At 48.2% G+C, this 16,293-nt stretch carries 13 protein-coding genes, 2 tRNA genes and 1 pseudogene; 3 read left to right on the plus strand and 13 right to left on the minus strand.

The window, feature by feature from the left end; all coding sequences use genetic code 11:
• Window positions 1-18: 18 nt before the first annotated feature.
• Window positions 19-1,208, minus strand: a protein-coding gene (locus QUF18_RS16525; RefSeq protein WP_289386482.1) for an IS3 family transposase whose coding sequence is annotated in 2 segments (ribosomal slippage) — window positions 19-956 and window positions 956-1,208 — 1,191 coding nt in all. Because the reading frame shifts where the segments join, the coding sequence is not laid out codon by codon here.
• Window positions 1,209-1,272: 64 nt separating this feature from the next.
• On the opposite strand from QUF18_RS16525, the pseudogene QUF18_RS16530 reads away from it, so the two are divergent.
• Window positions 1,273-1,436: pseudogene (locus tag QUF18_RS16530) on the plus strand (IS3 family transposase); the annotation flags it as partial.
• A 58-nt stretch (window positions 1,437-1,494) separates the two neighbouring features.
• Here the strand turns inward: QUF18_RS16530 and QUF18_RS20520 are convergent.
• From QUF18_RS20520 to QUF18_RS16560, 6 genes are all read right to left on the minus strand, one after another.
• Window positions 1,495-1,806, minus strand: coding sequence for a hypothetical protein (locus QUF18_RS20520; RefSeq protein ID WP_377700390.1), 312 nt, complete (start codon window positions 1,804-1,806; stop codon window positions 1,495-1,497).
• A gap of 74 nt (window positions 1,807-1,880) precedes the next feature.
• A tRNA-Leu gene (locus tag QUF18_RS16540) sits at window positions 1,881-1,965 on the minus strand.
• A 251-nt stretch (window positions 1,966-2,216) separates the two neighbouring features.
• The gene (locus tag QUF18_RS16545; protein ID WP_289388383.1) at window positions 2,217-3,353 is read right to left on the minus strand and encodes a hypothetical protein; all 1,137 of its coding nucleotides are present in this window, start codon (window positions 3,351-3,353) and stop codon (window positions 2,217-2,219) included.
• 217 nt (window positions 3,354-3,570) lie between these two features.
• Window positions 3,571-4,446 (minus strand): LysR substrate-binding domain-containing protein, encoded by an 876-nt coding sequence (locus tag QUF18_RS16550; RefSeq protein WP_289388384.1) that lies wholly within the window; start codon window positions 4,444-4,446, stop codon window positions 3,571-3,573.
• Between the two features lie 167 nt (window positions 4,447-4,613).
• On the minus strand, window positions 4,614-5,963 hold the full coding sequence (locus tag QUF18_RS16555) for an MFS transporter (RefSeq protein WP_289388385.1): 1,350 nt from the start codon (window positions 5,961-5,963) through the stop codon (window positions 4,614-4,616).
• A 106-nt stretch (window positions 5,964-6,069) separates the two neighbouring features.
• A complete protein-coding gene (locus QUF18_RS16560; RefSeq protein WP_289388386.1) occupies window positions 6,070-7,308 on the minus strand; it encodes an aminopeptidase P family protein in 1,239 nt (412 codons plus the stop codon).
• A 241-nt stretch (window positions 7,309-7,549) separates the two neighbouring features.
• Here QUF18_RS16560 and QUF18_RS16565 point away from each other — a divergent pair, with 241 nt between their 5' ends.
• Window positions 7,550-8,011 (plus strand): hypothetical protein, encoded by a 462-nt coding sequence (locus QUF18_RS16565; RefSeq protein ID WP_289388387.1) that lies wholly within the window; start codon window positions 7,550-7,552, stop codon window positions 8,009-8,011.
• A gap of 105 nt (window positions 8,012-8,116) precedes the next feature.
• Here the strand turns inward: QUF18_RS16565 and QUF18_RS16570 are convergent, their stop codons facing one another.
• The 4 genes from QUF18_RS16570 to QUF18_RS16585 form a co-directional block, all read right to left on the minus strand.
• A complete protein-coding gene (locus QUF18_RS16570) occupies window positions 8,117-8,857 on the minus strand; it encodes a YrbL family protein (RefSeq protein ID WP_289388388.1) in 741 nt (246 codons plus the stop codon).
• Between the two features lie 262 nt (window positions 8,858-9,119).
• Window positions 9,120-11,837: a TonB-dependent receptor gene (locus tag QUF18_RS16575; RefSeq protein ID WP_289388389.1), complete on the minus strand. Its 2,718-nt coding sequence runs from the start codon at window positions 11,835-11,837 to the stop codon at window positions 9,120-9,122.
• Window positions 11,838-11,969: 132 nt separating this feature from the next.
• The gene (locus QUF18_RS16580) at window positions 11,970-12,932 is read right to left on the minus strand and encodes a FecR family protein (protein ID WP_289388390.1); all 963 of its coding nucleotides are present in this window, start codon (window positions 12,930-12,932) and stop codon (window positions 11,970-11,972) included.
• Between the two features lie 73 nt (window positions 12,933-13,005).
• Window positions 13,006-13,509 (minus strand): RNA polymerase sigma factor, encoded by a 504-nt coding sequence (locus QUF18_RS16585; RefSeq protein ID WP_289388391.1) that lies wholly within the window; start codon window positions 13,507-13,509, stop codon window positions 13,006-13,008.
• Between the two features lie 351 nt (window positions 13,510-13,860).
• On the opposite strand from QUF18_RS16585, the gene QUF18_RS16590 reads away from it, so the two are divergent.
• Window positions 13,861-14,670 (plus strand): metallophosphoesterase, encoded by an 810-nt coding sequence (locus QUF18_RS16590; RefSeq protein ID WP_289388392.1) that lies wholly within the window; start codon window positions 13,861-13,863, stop codon window positions 14,668-14,670.
• Between the two features lie 109 nt (window positions 14,671-14,779).
• Here QUF18_RS16590 and QUF18_RS16595 read toward each other — a convergent pair.
• Window positions 14,780-14,864, minus strand: a tRNA-Leu gene (locus QUF18_RS16595).
• A 216-nt stretch (window positions 14,865-15,080) separates the two neighbouring features.
• Window positions 15,081-15,989: a patatin-like phospholipase family protein gene (locus QUF18_RS16600; protein WP_374807194.1), complete on the minus strand. Its 909-nt coding sequence runs from the start codon at window positions 15,987-15,989 to the stop codon at window positions 15,081-15,083.
• Window positions 15,990-16,293: the final 304 nt, after the last annotated feature.

Genomic DNA, 16,293 nt, shown 5'->3' on the forward strand with positions numbered 1-16,293 from the left:
TGACCTGCCACTGAACTTTCATCCAACGGCGATTAGAGCCTCGGCGGTTTTGACTACGCCAATTGGCGTGTTGGTAGCAACCGGCGGAAACGCCAAGCTTTCATCTTGCGCAGCGTTGGAGCCGGTTGCGGCGATGGATCCAGCATAGTCTGCCGGGGTTTGGTATCCCAGCGACGAGTGTGGCCGGAAATTGTTGTAATCGTCGGCCCATTGGGCGATGGCGCTGCGGGCGTGATCGAGGCCAAAGAACAGGCTTTCGTTGAGCAATTCGTCGCGCATCCGACCGTTGAAGGATTCAACATAGCCGTTCTGCATAGGCTTTCCTGGCGCGATATAGTGCCACTCAACCTTGTGATCCTTCGACCAGGCCAGGATGGCATTCGAGGTGAGTTCCGTGCCGTTATCGGAGACAATCATTCCGGGCTTGCCGCGTCGTTCGATCAGCGTCGTCAGTTCTCGGGCGACACGGCGGCCGGAGATTGAGGTGTCCGGGATTGCTGCCAGGCATTCCCGTGTCACATCATCAACGATATTGAGGATCCGGAACCGTCTCCCGCATGCAAACTGGTCGTGCACGAAATCGAGAGACCAACGGGCATTTGCTTTCGCCTCGACCAGGATCGGCGCACGCGTGCCGACGGCCCTTCGTCGAGCCTTCCGCTTGCGAACCGAAAGCCCTTCCTCGCGATACAGCCGATAGATGCGGTTGACGCCGGATGGCTCTCCGTCCCGCCTGAGCAGGACGAACAGCCGTCGGTAGCCGAAGCGCCGTCGCTCGTTGGCGAGATCGCGCAACTTTGCTCGCAATTCGACCTCCGGCGGTCGGCAGGACCGATAGCGGATCATCTTGCGATCAGCCGAAACAATCTGGCAGGCCCGCCGCTCCGAAAGACCCATTATGTCCTTCAGATGTGCAACGGCGTCACGCTTGGCGGCAGGCCCTACCATTTTTTTGCGAGAAGCTCGCGGAGTGCGGCGGCATCGAGCATCTGCTCGGCCAACAGCTTCTTAAGCTTGGCGTTCTCTTCTTCGAGTGCCTTCAGGCGCTTCGCCTCGGACACCTCCATACCGCCGTATTTGGCTTTCCAGTTATAAAATGTTGCGTCCGAAATCCCATACTTGCGGCACAGGTCGGCCACCTTCATGCCTGCCTCCTGCTCCTTCAGCACCGCAATAATCTGCTCTTCCGTAAATCGCTGCTTCTTCATTCGTCCGTCCTTTATCGGGCCGGACTCTAATCCATTCTGGAGGAAATTCTCAGTGGCAGGTCAATCGTTGAAAACGGAAAGAACCGCACGGAAGATATATCGAACGAGAAATAATACAAAAGCGGATCTGTTCAATTATATTGAGCGCTTCTACAATTCTAAGCGCACCACTCGACACTGGGCTATCTCAGTCCCAATGACTTTGAAGCCAAGGTGGGATTAGCTTAACCTTGTGCCCGAAAACAGGCAGCAGGTGAGGCATCTGCTAATGTCGGCTCGTAACCCTCTATTTCAATGCTTTTGAGTGAGCGGGATCTTGTGTAGGTGGAGTAATGCGTTGCTCTAATGGCGCGGTGTCATGGCTTGAATGCTGCTCTTTTATGAGTGATTCTTTAGCAGGGCGTCTGCGCCTGATGGTTAGAGGTTCAAACTCAGCATGGACATGCGGCCAGTTACGCAGAGCCTCACGTCGAGTGTCGCCAAATAGTCTTTTAAATTCATTTTTAGTGAAGGTGGTCCGAGCTGCCTTAGAAACCCTACGGCGATAATGCCAAGTGCCAGCATTGGTCAGGATTGCGTATTTCAGCGACAAATCCATTGTGTACTCAAATGTGTATCTGAGAAGTGCTGAAACTGTTATTTCATTGAAATATAAGGGCAATAAAAGCCAAATGGTGCGGTCGAGAAGACTCGAACTTCCACGGGTTGCCCCACAGCGACCTCAACGCTGCGCGTCTACCAATTCCGCCACGACCGCACTGTGTGGTAGAAACCGAATTGCTTCGGTGAACGCGATGTAGCAAATCACTATCGCAGTGACAAGCCAAATTATTCATCAATAATATCAATATGCTTGTAATTTTTTGATGAACGCGCACAACTGATGCATTTTCATCCTTTACAAGCAGGTTTTGAGCCAATCTGTACGTTTATTTTAACTGGCATATCATGCCATCACAGCCGTTGAGTTCTATCTAAGCGACTGTAATGGCATAAGGATAAATGCATTTAGTTTGGTGAGCCTATCTGCAACACTGTAAAATTACGCTGCAGATAGAGGTTCATCATCTGCGACAGGATTGGATTTGCGGAGCTTTCTGTTGACGGAGCAGTAATGCTGAAAGTGGCAGCGCAAAGCGCTCCTGATTGCACGGTGTTATAGGAGGTTTTGCCTTCAACCGTTTCAGCCATAGATTTCTGCCAGGCAGCGGTGATACCTTCGGCAGCCTGTTTGGCTGTTGCACAATCAGCATAAGATAGTGAGATCACCATTGCCGGTGCGTTGTTCATTTGCACGTCAGCAATCACACCGCCAAAATACGGCGCAATGCCTTGTCTTCCTGCTTCTATATTCGCTTTGAAATTTTGTTTCGCCGTTTCAATATCTGATGGTGAAGAAGGCAGGATTTTCATTGGATCAATGTCATTGAGCCCCATAACCGGCGATATAATCGCGGCCTGAATAATGTTTCCGTCCTTTGAAGGGATAGCGTCTTTTAAACCGCTGAGAGCAGCCCTGATGACTTCACTGTCAGCAATTGACGGCTGAGACTGAGAGGATGCTATGGCCGCGCTGTCTGAAGACGCCTGAATGACAACGTCATTGACTGGTAAAATGAAACTCGTTGCACCGGTACCACCGCGCCACGGGCTTTGTGGATCTCTTTTTGTAAAGTCGATTTTATTGGCTTCACCATTCGCGAGCAGCCCTGAAATTCCACCCTCAACCGGTACAAAATCAGTTTGTTTTAGTGCAGTAGTTAGCGACTGCACTGCTTGCTCATTTGGTAGCCCCCAATAAGTTACAGTCGCAGGTGACTGGCCAAATCCTGCAAAATAAGAAAGTTCATCAAGCGAGACTTTCGCTTTATCCGACCATTCCGCTACGCCGTAGCCTATTGATTCAAGCGGGCGGAGTGACTGAGACAGAACAAGCCTGCGCATTGCTTCAACCGATGGGGTTGATTTCTCCAAGCCTTTCCAAGCCTGAACATCCAGAAAAAACACCTGCATCGCTTGCGGGGAAGAGAGTAATGCTTGCGGCATCTGTTTCAAGGCCAGCTCCAGCTTTTGGGTGCTGTCCTGTGCATTGGCTGAGGTGCAAAATCCTGCCATAAGACACAGTGTTATAGCCTTTAAACGCATTGGTTTTCTCCCGTATTTCATTCTTTGCCGGATATCGATACGCCATGATTGTGCTTGGTGAATGTCAGCAGATAAAGCACAATGAACGGCAACTGATTGAGTGACGTATGGACAAGTCAAGCATAGCTTTGACCATTGGCAACCGCTTTTTGTCAACCTTCAAAGGGGCAGCGCCACTTTCAGTGCAGGGCAAAATCCAACGCAAAATGAGCGTAATTTAAGGTTTTGTGGCAAACATATCGGCCAAAGTTGCGGCAAAGCTTTTAGCGATTGTTGAGCGGTTTTTGTCGGTGCTGACATAAATTCCGACAACGGCATCTCCCAATTGCGGGAGATTGGGATTCGCTGTAATTGCCCGCAGCGTCGGCGGAATAACGCGATCTGCTAAGGCAGTAATCCCGAAGCCACCCTGCAATGCAGCCGTAATACCGGTCAGGCTGGGGCTGGTATAAACAATTTCGAAGCTTTTTCCTTCGCGCTGCAAAGCGGTCAGCATATTGCGGCGGTACAGGCAGCCTTCAGGATAACAGACAATACGCAGATCGTTGCTGGCTTTGTCGTCCATATAAGCGGGGAGATCACTATTGCCGCCCACCCACGAAAGCGTTTCTTTCCATGTCATGAATACGCCTTCTGCGGGGCCATCAGCAGTCATGGCGACGACAATATCCAGCAACCCTGCGCGTAAACCCCGTAACAGATTGTAGGACAGATCACAGGTGATATCAAAAGTCATATTGGCTGTTGTGCTGTTTTGGCTGCCCATCAGTTGTGGTAAAAAATGATCGGCATAATCATTTGGTATCCCAAGCCGAAGTCTGCCGATCGTCTCGCGTTTTGAGAGCTTCAGCATCATTTCATCGTTGAGAGCCAGTATTTGTCGTGCATAGCTGGCAACGGTCTCGCCATATTCAGTGAGCTGGGCACCGCCGTCTTTTGAAAATAGTGAAGTGCCGAGCAGTTCCTGCAAGCGCTTCATTTGCAGGCTGATTGCTGGCTGCGTTCGCCCCAGTTGTTCACCCGCCCGTCCATAGCCTCTCAAGTCTATAATAGTGACAAATGTCCTGAGCAGATCTGTCGGAATATTGCGCATCTCAGTCCCACCTGAAATTTTGCCAGCAAGAATCCATGCCAGCGCCCCCTCGCAAAACTCTATAGTATTGAATTTGTGTTTGCTGATAAATCTTGCCCGACCTGAACAGACCGGCACGACATGAGAGTGCCTCATGTCGTGCCATATAGGTCATCGTTTGGCCGGCTTTAGTCCGCGAGTGGTTTGCCCGCGGTTTCCCGTGCAAAGCACATTGCAAGAAGTGAAACCATGGCGATGGCCACCAGATACCAGGCAGGCGCTAGTTTGCTGCCGGTAATATTAATCAGGAATGTAGCGATCAGCGGTGCTGTGCCACCGAGAAATGCCTGAGCCGTGTTGAAGCTAAAAGCGAAGCCGCTATAGCGCACACGTGTCGGGAAAATCTCCGTAAGAAAACACGGCAAAGTACCGTCATTGACTGTCAGTAAAATACCGAAAGCAATCTGAATAAGAATGATACCCGTTAATGTTGCGCCATCCAGCATTGCAAATAGCGGAACGGTTAAAGCGATAAACAGGATGGACGCGAGTATCAGAGCGACTTTACGGCCTATTTTGTCGGAGATTGCGCCCATAACAAAAATGGACAAGACATAGATCGCCAATGAAATACTGACGGTTAAAAAGGCTTCTGTTTCGCCGACATTCAGCTCGGTAATCAGATAGGTCGGCATATAGCTCAGGATCAAATAGAAACCGACGGCATTCAGGCTGGTCACACCAATCGAAATGAGCACTTCACGACGATAGGTGGTGAAAATTTCTTTGGCAGGTGTGGCAGTAACACGATGCTGGTTTTCTAATTCTCTGAATTTCGGTGTGTCTTCAATTTTCAGCCGGATATAGATACCGATGGCACCGAGAGGTAAAGCGAGCAGGAATGGTAGCCTCCAGCCGTATGACTGCATTTCTTCAGGTGTCAGGAATGCAAACAAGCCAGCTGCCATCAATGAACCTGCAAGCAGGCCTGCTGCGGTGCTGGCAGGCACAAGGCTGGTGTAAAGGCCGCGTTTTGCAGGCGGAGAATATTCGGCAATAAAGGATGTTGCACCGGCATATTCACCGGAGGCAGAAAAACCCTGCACCATACGCAATAGTAATAATAGTGCAGGCGCCATCATGCCAATTTGGGTATAGGAGGGCAGGAATGCAATCAATGTTGTTGCGCCGGACATGATCAGGATGGAAAAGGACAGGGCTGTACGTCGTCCGATCCGGTCACCAATACTGCCCCAGATGATACCGCCGATCGGCCGGATAATGAAAGAAATTGCGAACACCGCAAATGTTGCCATCAAAGCAGCAGAAGGGGCGATATCCGGAAAAAACACAACGGCGATAATCGTTGCGAGATAGCCGTATGATGCGTAGTCAAACCATTCAACAAAATTGCCGAGTGAGCTTGCGATCAAAACCTTTCTCAGTGTTTTCTGCGATACTGCGCTTTCGGTGCCGCTGAATGTTACTGATTGTTTAATCGCATTGTCACCCCTGTCGGGGCTTAAAGCTGCTGACATAATTCCTCCTTGGGCAGTGCTGCATTGCAGCATCTACTCTCTTGTTCCCGATAGTTTTCTTATGTTTTTATGAAAAAGCACCGGCCTTGATGACCGGTGCTTTTCGTTACTTTACGCTGATAATATTATGCTCAGGGCCGAATGGAAATCCGGTGATATTGGTTGAGCTGTTTTCGCCAATCACCATGATATCGTGTTCGCGATAACCGCCTGCACCGGGCAGACCTTGCGGAATGGAAAGCATCGGCTCCATTGAAACGACCATGCCGGGTTGAAGAACTGTTTTGACATCTTCGCGCAGTTCCACGCCGCCTTCACGACCATAGTAATGGCACATCACACCAAAGGAATGACCGTATCCGAAGGATCTGTAACCCAGCAGATTGTGGCTGCGGTAAATTTCATTGAGCTCTTTGGCAATGTCGCCACAGCAGGTACCGGGCTGCAATAGCTCTAATCCGCGACGATGGACGGCACAATTAATCTCCCAGATTTTCAGGCTGGCATCATCGGCATGATCTAAGAACATGGTACGTTCCAGCGCGGTGTAATAACCTGCAATCATAGGAAAGCAGTTCATCGACAGGATATCGCCTTTTTGAACACGGCGGCTGGTCACCGGATTATGCGCACCATCGGTATTGATGCCCGATTGAAACCACGACCAGCTGTCCATCAGCTCGGCATGAGGTAGCTGCTCGGCGATAAAGCGGATCATCGCCTGTGTTCCGGCCATTGCAACTTCATATTCCGGCACGTTTTCATGAATGCTATTGAAAATCGCTGCACCACCAGCATCAGCTGTTGCTGTGCCTGTTTTGATTAGTGCGATTTCTTCTTCAGATTTGACCGTTCTGAACCACATAATGTGCTGGCTGATATCGATAAATTCTACATCCGGAAACGCTTCATCCAGTAGTGCCCGAAAATGCAGATCAATATGGTCAAACTCAATGCCGACACGCTTGGCCTTAGGCAATGTCTGCTGAAGGGCATAGAAATAATTATCACGGTTCCAGTCGGTATAGGTGATATTATCACCATAGGTCCGGCGCCACGGCTGACCGGCATCAACCCCTGCAGATATTGAAACAGCTTTCGTGTCTGTCACAACGAAGGCATAGCGTCTGGCAAAGGAACAATAAACGAAATCAGCGAAATAGCAGATATTATGATAGGATGTGAGCAGGGCGGCATCGAGGCCGGTTTCCTGCAGTATCTTGCGTAAACCATCATGGCGGCGGTTCATTTCAGCGGTGGTGAAAGTTGGCGTGACCTTATCGCCGTTGTGCATTTTTTGCAGACGCGCCAATTCATTTAATGTGTTCGTGACATGCATATTCATAATGACTTCCCCTTTATTTCTGATGTTGGGAGAGACGTTATGAATTTAAAAATCAGCTTTCCAATGAGTAATTCATATGGCTCGATTTGCGTTGCTTATAAGCAGGCAGAAGGCGGGGCTGGTCGTATATTTTTGTGAGTTTTGACGATAATCGTTTGGAATAATCGGCTTTTCAGCGGAATATGCAACTGATAAATGTAGAGTAACCTCTGATATTTCTGATCTTCAAATGGAGACCACCATGCGCCGCCGTTTCTTAATTGCATCAGCCTTTTTCCTGTTACCGGTTTCAGCCATGGCGCTGGATAATGATGAGGAGCTTAGGCTGGATTTGCCGCATGGTGAGGTTATAATTGCGATTAATCAGGTTGAAGGTGAGGGGCTGGTTATCCATGCGGGCGGAGATAAAGAGCTGCTGATGGAAAGCGCATATATGCCGGAGGTTATGACAACCTATGAAAATAGTGTTCTGTTGCAACTGGCGATGGGCGGCAATGCTTGTCCGGCAACTTATGCCTGGCTGACCTATGACGGCAAGGAATTGCACGCCAGCAAGGAATTCGGAACCTGTCAGGAAGGCGGTGAGCTGAAGAAAACAGACGGTTTTCCGGCCTTTATCATGGATGACGGGGATTCAGATACGCAGCAAATTCGCTATGACTATGATGGCAAAACCATCAAGCAAACCAAGCTGACACGCTAAGAAGCGTCAGCTCTAAGCGTAAGATTTGTTCATGTCCGAAGTTTCCCGATGAAGAGCGTCTTTAAGAGCGCTCTTCATGAGATGTTTTATGTTTGGCGGGGCAATTTATACCCAGTTGAACAGGACACCATCCTGCAGATCGATCCCTAAAGCCACACATGAAATGAAGCAGAGAAGCATCAAAGCTTTCTTCTTCATGGTGGAAGACATGAAGTTTATCGCAACCTGCGAATAAATATTTTTGGCAATGCGTTTTTTATTCATCTGATTGAGCGCCGGAAACCACGCGCGCAATGGAATAAGTGTTTTATCGCCAATGCCGTCGATCAGTATTAGCCTGTTGTTGATTTCATCAAAGACAATATTATCGAGATGAACATCGGTCGCAACGATCTTGCTTGCTACAAACCAGCGTAAGAAATTGCGCAGTTCCGAGTGAAGTTTGTCATCAAAATGACCTTCAGCAACAACTTCTTTCAGCGTTAGTGCCAGATGGCCGTTTTTTCTGCGTGCGGCTTCGACCAAAAGTCCATTGCCTTGCGGTGTCGGAATGAGTCCGACAAAACGCTGTAAATATTGGGACGTTAACTGACCTTCAGATTTGATTTTCGTATATTCGCGAATTTCGCGCTGCAACGGCACAGTCTGCTTATAAAAAGTGCGCAGCTTAACAAGGATTTTCCATTTTTGGAAAAACCGCCGTGCTGAGAAGTCATTTTTCTGAACTTTGATCAGTAAGTTTTTATGTTCAAATGAAGTGTAGACCTTACGCGACTGCCCTTCTGCGACAAGTTTCATGGAATTGATTGTTACAGAATCTTTATTTTTGTTCTTAAAATCAAGCATGTCACTTCTCTAATATTTAAAACATAACCTTTAATAATATATTATATTTAGATAGAAAAATAGTTTGATTTAAATTTATCACCAAATTTTTACCGTCATGTTTATTGATGTTTATAGCTTTTAAGATTTGATATATAAGATTTTTATTTAAATTAGCGAAAAATTTATGAAATTTTTTACAATTTAGAATGATTGTTTTATTTTATATATTTTAAAATTGAAACGAGGTGGTGATAATACACCTCGCTTCTTTGTTTTTTACTTAGAACTTTGCCGTCATATTCATACGGAAAGTGCGGCCGGGTGCCGGCATCAGCGAGGCATTCAGAGCATCCATATAATATTGATCCGTCAGGTTATCGATTGCAAAATCAAGCCGTGTTGCCTCATTGAATGCATAGCTGCCATAGACATCCACCAGCGTATACGGGCGCCACTTACCCGGTTGAATTTCCGATGTTGTCTCGGCTTTGCTTTCGGCAAAGCGATGAGAGTAATAGGAAATACGGGTGCCCAAAGTCAGGCGGTCTTCCAGCATTTTATAGGCGAATTCCGCTGAGACTGTATCTTTAGGCGGCACATGCTGAAGGGCATAGCTATTGGTAAAACCACCCTCGCTGCAAAGGTCATCCTGTTTCCACAGTGAGCCCGGATTAGCGCAGAACAGCGATGTGATAGCATGGTTCCAGCCTAGCTTGGCGGTGAGGTTTCCGATCTGATAGTCGGCACTCAGCTCAAAACCGGTCATCTTGGCATAATCCAGATTGATCATTCCCAGACCCCAAACATTACCGAAAACCGGATTTTTATAAATGATGTTGGAGCGGGTCAGATAATCATCAATGTGATTGTTGTAATAAGCTGCGTGCAACCGCAGACGATCATCATTACCGGTGATATCTTCGAAGGTTTTGTTGGCACCGATTTCGAAAGTGCGTGCCTGTTCCGGTTTGATATCCAATGGCAGATAGGCCGTTGAGAACCCCTTCAGTGTTTCAAAAATACTCGGCATGCGCATCGTATTGGAATAACGACCGTAAAGCTGCAGATCTGTGATCGGCTCCCAGCTCAATGAAGCATTTTTTGACCAGCCATTACCCGTCACATGGCTCACTTGCCCTGGTATCAGATCATAGGAGAAATTCGGCCAGTTGCCCGTCGCGCGAAGGCTGTAATTATCATCCGAGGTGCGGAAATCCGAATAGCGCAGACCCGCTGTTGCGGTCCATTCCGGTGTAATTTCCCATGTTCCGTTGACGAACAGATTTTTCTCCGTCCGTTTACCGGATCGTGGCGGAAACTCTAAATGATCAATCACCCACTTCTCGTCATCCAGATTCTTGGGCAGTCCCACAGTTTCACGCTGCCAGCCGCCACCATATTCCAAACGGAACTCACCGGGAATAAAATCAAGCTTGCTTTCATTCGATACGGTAATGCCATCACGAATTGTCTGCGCATAATGCACCGATGTCGTGGTTGTACCAAACAGTGTCAGCAGATTTGTGGCACGGTGATCCATATCCGTACGAAATGCATTAACTTTCAGGTTGATGAGATCGTTATCCGGCGTCCATTTATAGCGGGCATTGTAGGTTTTAAGATCAAGCGTATCCGGCTCTGACTGAAATCCGCCAATAGCACTGGTATGTGTGCCCAGTCGGGTTGGCATAATTTCACCGAACTCACTGCTATAGCTCATATAGCTGAGTTCAAGCGCGTGATCATCGCCAAATCGTATATTGCTTTTCAGAAGAACGGACTCATTTTCCATCGACGTATTGAGAACTTCTTCTCCGCCCTTCCAAGGCGAAAGTCCTTCATAGCCGATGTTCGGGAAATCAGGATCGGTGGTGCGGTCAACAAAATAGGGCTGTCCGTCACCTTTTTTACCCGCAAAATAGTTGCCGTTTTTACGCTTCGCATAAGCACCCACGACATCAATATAGTCTGTCGTGAAAGCTGCAGCGATACTGCCGTTGCCGCCTGTCGGATCAAGAAAACCCGGACGATCCATATTACCGCCGTCGCGGGTGGTCGGTTGTTTTCCGGCCTGATAGGAGCCACCGGCCATGCCGCCTGGTGTCAACACATCCGGTGGTGTAGTGCTGTTTGTATTGAAACCACCGCGTATGCGCACACCGAATTGGCGATCCGGCAGAAGAATATCGCTGGCATTCAATGTACGCATGCGCACAACACCACCAATCGCACCGGAACCGTCTGCGCCAGCACTCGGACCTTTTTCTACAGAGACTTCACCGATGAAATCCGGATCAATATAGCTGCCGGAACGTGCACCATTATAACCGCGATAGACTGTCTGCTCTTGTGTGGCGCCGTCAATAACTACCGGGACGCGGCCTTGCCCCTGCAAACCGCGAATATTGACATCAATAGCACCGGAGTTGCGGGTATCGCCGTTTAGAACGCCTGGTATGCCTGCAATAAAGTCGCCTGCCGATGTGCCGCGGCGTTGTTCAATTTCCTCCGCCGAAACGTAACTGACTGAGCCCGCTGTGGTATAGGTATCGTCATGGCTGCCAATAACACCGCCGCTGCTAATGGTGATTGTGTTGAGCACCAGCGAGCCATCTGCGGCAGCTGCACCACTGCTGGCTTCATTAGGCTGAGTGATTGCAACAGTGGTCGCATTCGGGAAAGAAAAGGTCAGGCCGGAGCCTTGCAAAATACTGGATAAAGCCTGCTCGCGGCTGACATTTCCGGAAACGCCTTTGGATGTTTTACCCGCAGCGACCGAAGCCAGATAGGTGATCTGTAAACCGGACTGTCTGCCAAAAACGGTCAGAGCTTGTGTGAGTGAACCGGCAGGGACAGAGAAATTGGTTTGTGCCTGTGTTTGTGCAAATGCGTTCGGGCTGATGCCTGCTAAACTGACACCCGCAGTCAGAATGAATGTCGTAGACAGCATCCTGCGTGTGCAGTCTTTAAAAATATTTTTGTAAGTTCCGAGCCCCATCGGCGCACTCTCCGTCAATGCAAATTTCTTGGCAAATTTCCTGAAGGATCGTGCTTTCTGTCGATGAAGAAATGCGACCCTGAATGTAATACAATCGGGGTTGCGATATTTTTACTTTTTTACTCATATTTTTTAAAGCGGTGTAATAATAGTGACAAAAGACGATAGTTGCCGCACCTGCGCACCAGTCGGATGCACCACGGCCTCCAATGCGCGAAGCGGATCGGTCAGATCATATACGCCGCTGACCCGTTGCGCGCCGGTATTCGGGCTGGCCATGATAATGCGTCCGGGCATCCAGCGACCGATACGGTCAACCAGCGCCGAAACCGTTTCTCTCTCCGCAATAATCAGCTTGTCCCGCCATGCCGCGATTTGTTCAACCTCCCGCGCACCCTGATCGAGGGTCTGCGTCGATGGATCAAAACTGATCCACTGGCCTTGCTCAAGGCGTTTGCCTGCCGCCAGTACAGCATCAGGCGATTGCATTTCAACGACGCCATGATCCACAGATACAGCGATCACACCTGCATCATTCGAGACGTCAAAAGCAGTGCCGAGTGCCGTTACACGAACAGTGTCGGAGAAGACTGAAAATGGCTTGCTTTTATCAGGGCTGACTTCAAAAAAGCCCATTCCCCGTAATAATTTAATGTCGCGGCGATCAGAGCCATAAGCAAGCTGAAGGGCGCTGTCCGGCCCTAATGTTACGAGACTGCCGTCCGGAAGTGTGATCTGGGTTATCTCACCTGTGGCAGTGATATAATCAGCCTGTGCGCGTAACAACAGCTCTTTACCAAAGGAATAAGAAAGTCCGCCTGCCGCCAGCAAAGCCGGACCGCCGATCATAAACTGACGGCGTGACAGACCGATATTTTTCCGGCGTTCTTCACGACGCTGATGAGACAAAATTGCGCCCGATGCACCATGAGCCTTCTCAATACGGAGCCAGATTTTTTCATGGATCGGGCTTCTTGCACGCCATGTCCGGATCATGTCGCCGGATACTGTATTATCCGGATCATTCTGGAGCCGGATAACCAGATCAATCGCCTCATCAAGCAGCTGGTTCTGATCTGTATGCGGTTCGCTCATTCCGGTCCATTTCGTATCAATATTTTTTGAAGGCAACGCACGAGTTTTCAGTGAATCCTGTTTATGCCGTGTTTCAGAACGCGTCTACACGGGACAGGATGTGTTTATAGGCATCACGAATGAGTGCCCATGCTCTTGAGGTGGATATACCAAGCTCTTCGCCGATTTCAGCAATTGTTCTTTCGCCTAAGCGATGCATCTCAAAGGCCTGACGGGTGCGCTCCGGTAATTCAGCCAGCGCATTATAGGTCTGCTTCAGACATTGCCGTGAATGCACAATATCTTCCGGAGAAGGGGCTTGGTCGGCGATCTCAGGCACACTGTCATCATCTATCGGGACTGTTTTCAGTAGCGCATCACGCTTTTGATAATTCGTACCGAGATTGCGTGAGATTTTATACAGATAGGCTTTTGGGTTGAAATTTCCGGTGGCAGCGGGTGGCGGCGTTGTCAGAACACGTACGAATGTGTCCTGTGTCAGATCAGCGGCTGTTTCATTATTCAATCCACGTCGGCACAGGGAATTGGCAATACCCCTTGCGTGACTCCGAAACAGGTTTTGAATATCCCAGCTCAATGCGGCTTAGCTTTCTGTTTTTTATGAATTCAGACTGCACAATCGAAACAGACCCCGCAGACAATGCCAATTTGTGGTGATTTAGCATTAAACATAAAATATGAGCAAGATGCTCATATTAAATAATTGATCACCGTTAATGCGAACAGCGAAGTGGCTATGCATTGAGGGGGGGGGGGCTGCTTATATCGCCTTGGTGGTGTTCTTCCCGTCGAAAGCGCGATCTTAACGCCCGGTTATTGGAATATCCGGAATAAAATCTGTTTTAACGCATAGTGCTCATGCTATTCGGAATATTCAGTAAGATTCATCTTCTACAGAGCCACGAATTCGCGAAGCAGGGTACTATTTTTGAATATATGGATTTGGTCAGATCTTCATTTGGAGCAGCAATATGTTGAGTTTCCGCTTGCTGCACCTGCTCAGGCAGATGTCATTTTATGCGCAGGCGACTGGACAACGGCTGACAAGCTTGAAGATCAGATGCGGAGCGCTATTCAAAGATACAATTTGCCTATTATTTTTGTGGCCGGAAATCACGAATACCAGTGCGATTTATCTTTTGAGGCATCGCGGCATGTTATGGCTTCTATTGTTGAGAAGAGCTTGCATTGGAATCAGCGTGTTCATGTTCTGGATAATGAGTTTTTGCTTTATCAGGACATCGTTTTCGTAGGCAGCACCCTTTGGACTGATTTTCTTTATCAGTTAAGCGATCTTGCGGAGCTACCTTGGCGCGTGAAAGAGGCGGAGTCTTTGATCCGTGATTTTACAGCGATCAAAATGAATGATGGTGAAAATTTCTCACCGTCACTTATGTTGCAACAACACAGAATAGCCAGCCATTTTATTCATGAAACCTGTCAGCGCTTCATTGACAAGCGTAAGGTCGTCATTTCGCATCACATTCCGCATGAAGCGGCCTCTGCCGACGTCTATCAGACAAGTGCGTCTAACTATCTATATGCATCCGGTGCATCGGCATTTGAAAATTTAATGCATTCATCTGATGCGCCGCATCTATGGATTTGCGGACATACGCATCAGTCAACCGATATTCAAATCGGCAAAACCCGCATTATCAGCAATCCGTTTGGATACCGGCGTTTTAAAAGTGAGCGCGAAAACAGTTTTCGTTGGGATTATGTTGTAACGCTATAAGTCATCCAAATGCGAACAAGCATGCTGTTTCAGCATATTTATGATGAACATAACTGTGAGTGAAAGCATTAAATGTATTGGGAATAAGCGCAACTGACTGCGGAGAGAATGGTGCGGTCGAGAAGACTCGAACTTCCACGGGTTGCCCCACAGCGACCTCAACGCTGCGCGTCTACCAATTCCGCCACGACCGCACTGTGTGGTAGAAACCGAATTGCTTCGGTGAAGGCGATGTAGCAAATCACTATTGGGGTGACAAGCCGGTTTATTCGTTTCATTGCATTTTTTTAAAAGTAATTCACAGAAGGCTATTATTTTCGTGAAAATCAGTGATTTTACAATGTCATCAATGGGATGAAACAGCTGTTTGGGCGCGTTCGCAACGGAGACGCGAAGCAATAAGACTGCAATTAAAAGACAACATGCTGCAGTCTTTCAATGTTTTCCAGCTGTTTGCGGGTTTCCTGATAGCCGATATCAATGGTTTCTGCCGCTCTGTGAAATTCGGTTAGGCCAATATGGCCGATACTTGGCATGAGTGCGATATCCGGCGGATCGCCGGCCATACGGGCGCGTGAGATTCTGTCCTGTATAATATTAAAAGCATCCATCATAACGCCGGTAATACCAAGACGTGATTCATGGCCAATTGTTCCTGCATGTGCGGGGTTGATGGTGTCTTCATGTCCGGCACGGGCAGGGCTGGTATATTTAACCACGGCTGCACGACCGAATTGGTCATAGTTCAGGTTCACTGCAAGCACGAGCGGTTGCTCATAGGCGCGGCATACTGAAACCGGAACGGGATTAACCAGAGCGCCGTCAACAAGCAGACGGTGATCGTAGCGGATCGGCTCGAAAACACCGGGCAATGCATAAGAGGCGCGCATCGCCATTATAAGAGAGCCGGTAGAGAGCCAGATCTCGTGACCTGTCCGTAGTTCAGTAGCAACAGCAACATAGGGGCAGGGCAGATCATCGATATTTAAGCCGTCCAGATGCTGGTGGAGCTTTCGATCGAGCTTCATGCCGCCGAATAACCCGCTCCCGCGAAAGGTTATATCCATAAGGCTGAACATACGTCTGCGTGTTAAAGAGCGTGCAAATTCTTCCAGCTCATCAAGTTTACCGGCCAGATAGCTGCCACCGACTAAAGCGCCAATAGATGTACCGGCAATCATCGAGATTTTAATATTAGCTTCATTGAGTGCGCGAAGCACACCAATATGCGCCCAGCCTCGCGCAGATCCGCCGCCAAGGGCAAGTGCGATTGGTTGTGGTGTCTTTAAAATGGCTGGCGAAGCAATCTCAGCAGGAATTGATGCTGCATTATTAAGTGGTGTTTTGCGGCGGGTTACCCATGGCAGCATGCAATATCTCCTGAATATACTCGTAAAAATGAATAATATGCAGTTTTTTTGATATATTCAGACTATGGCTTTCATAGGTTTTTTTGCAAGTAAATTTGCCGTAATTATCGATGAATTTTCAAAATATTTCATATAAAACAGTTAATTAGTTAAATTTATGCGTTTTGCCAAAGTTGAGTGCCACTTTTATAAAGATATCGGCATTTGTATTTCTTGGCTTGCTGTAATTTACATATTAGTAACCATAAATGTT

The organism is Pseudochrobactrum kiredjianiae (assembly GCF_030362795.1).
GTDB lineage: Bacteria > Pseudomonadota > Alphaproteobacteria > Rhizobiales > Rhizobiaceae > Pseudochrobactrum > Pseudochrobactrum kiredjianiae.

Excerpts from the sequence above, each read along its gene's own strand:
- QUF18_RS20520 (WP_377700390.1), bottom strand. The coding sequence starts at position 1,806 with ATGGATTTGTCGCTGAAATACGCAATCCTGACCAATGCTGGCACTTGG.
- QUF18_RS16565 (WP_289388387.1), top strand. The coding sequence starts at position 7,550 with ATGCGCCGCCGTTTCTTAATTGCATCAGCCTTTTTCCTGTTACCGGTT.
- QUF18_RS16580 (WP_289388390.1), bottom strand. The coding sequence starts at position 12,932 with ATGAGCGAACCGCATACAGATCAGAACCAGCTGCTTGATGAGGCGATT.
- QUF18_RS16570 (WP_289388388.1), bottom strand. The coding sequence starts at position 8,857 with ATGCTTGATTTTAAGAACAAAAATAAAGATTCTGTAACAATCAATTCC.
- QUF18_RS16545 (WP_289388383.1), bottom strand. The coding sequence starts at position 3,353 with ATGCGTTTAAAGGCTATAACACTGTGTCTTATGGCAGGATTTTGCACC.
- QUF18_RS16560 (WP_289388386.1), bottom strand. The coding sequence starts at position 7,308 with ATGAATATGCATGTCACGAACACATTAAATGAATTGGCGCGTCTGCAA.
- QUF18_RS16575 (WP_289388389.1), bottom strand. The coding sequence starts at position 11,837 with ATGGGGCTCGGAACTTACAAAAATATTTTTAAAGACTGCACACGCAGG.
- QUF18_RS16550 (WP_289388384.1), bottom strand. The coding sequence starts at position 4,446 with ATGCGCAATATTCCGACAGATCTGCTCAGGACATTTGTCACTATTATA.
- QUF18_RS16555 (WP_289388385.1), bottom strand. The coding sequence starts at position 5,963 with ATGTCAGCAGCTTTAAGCCCCGACAGGGGTGACAATGCGATTAAACAA.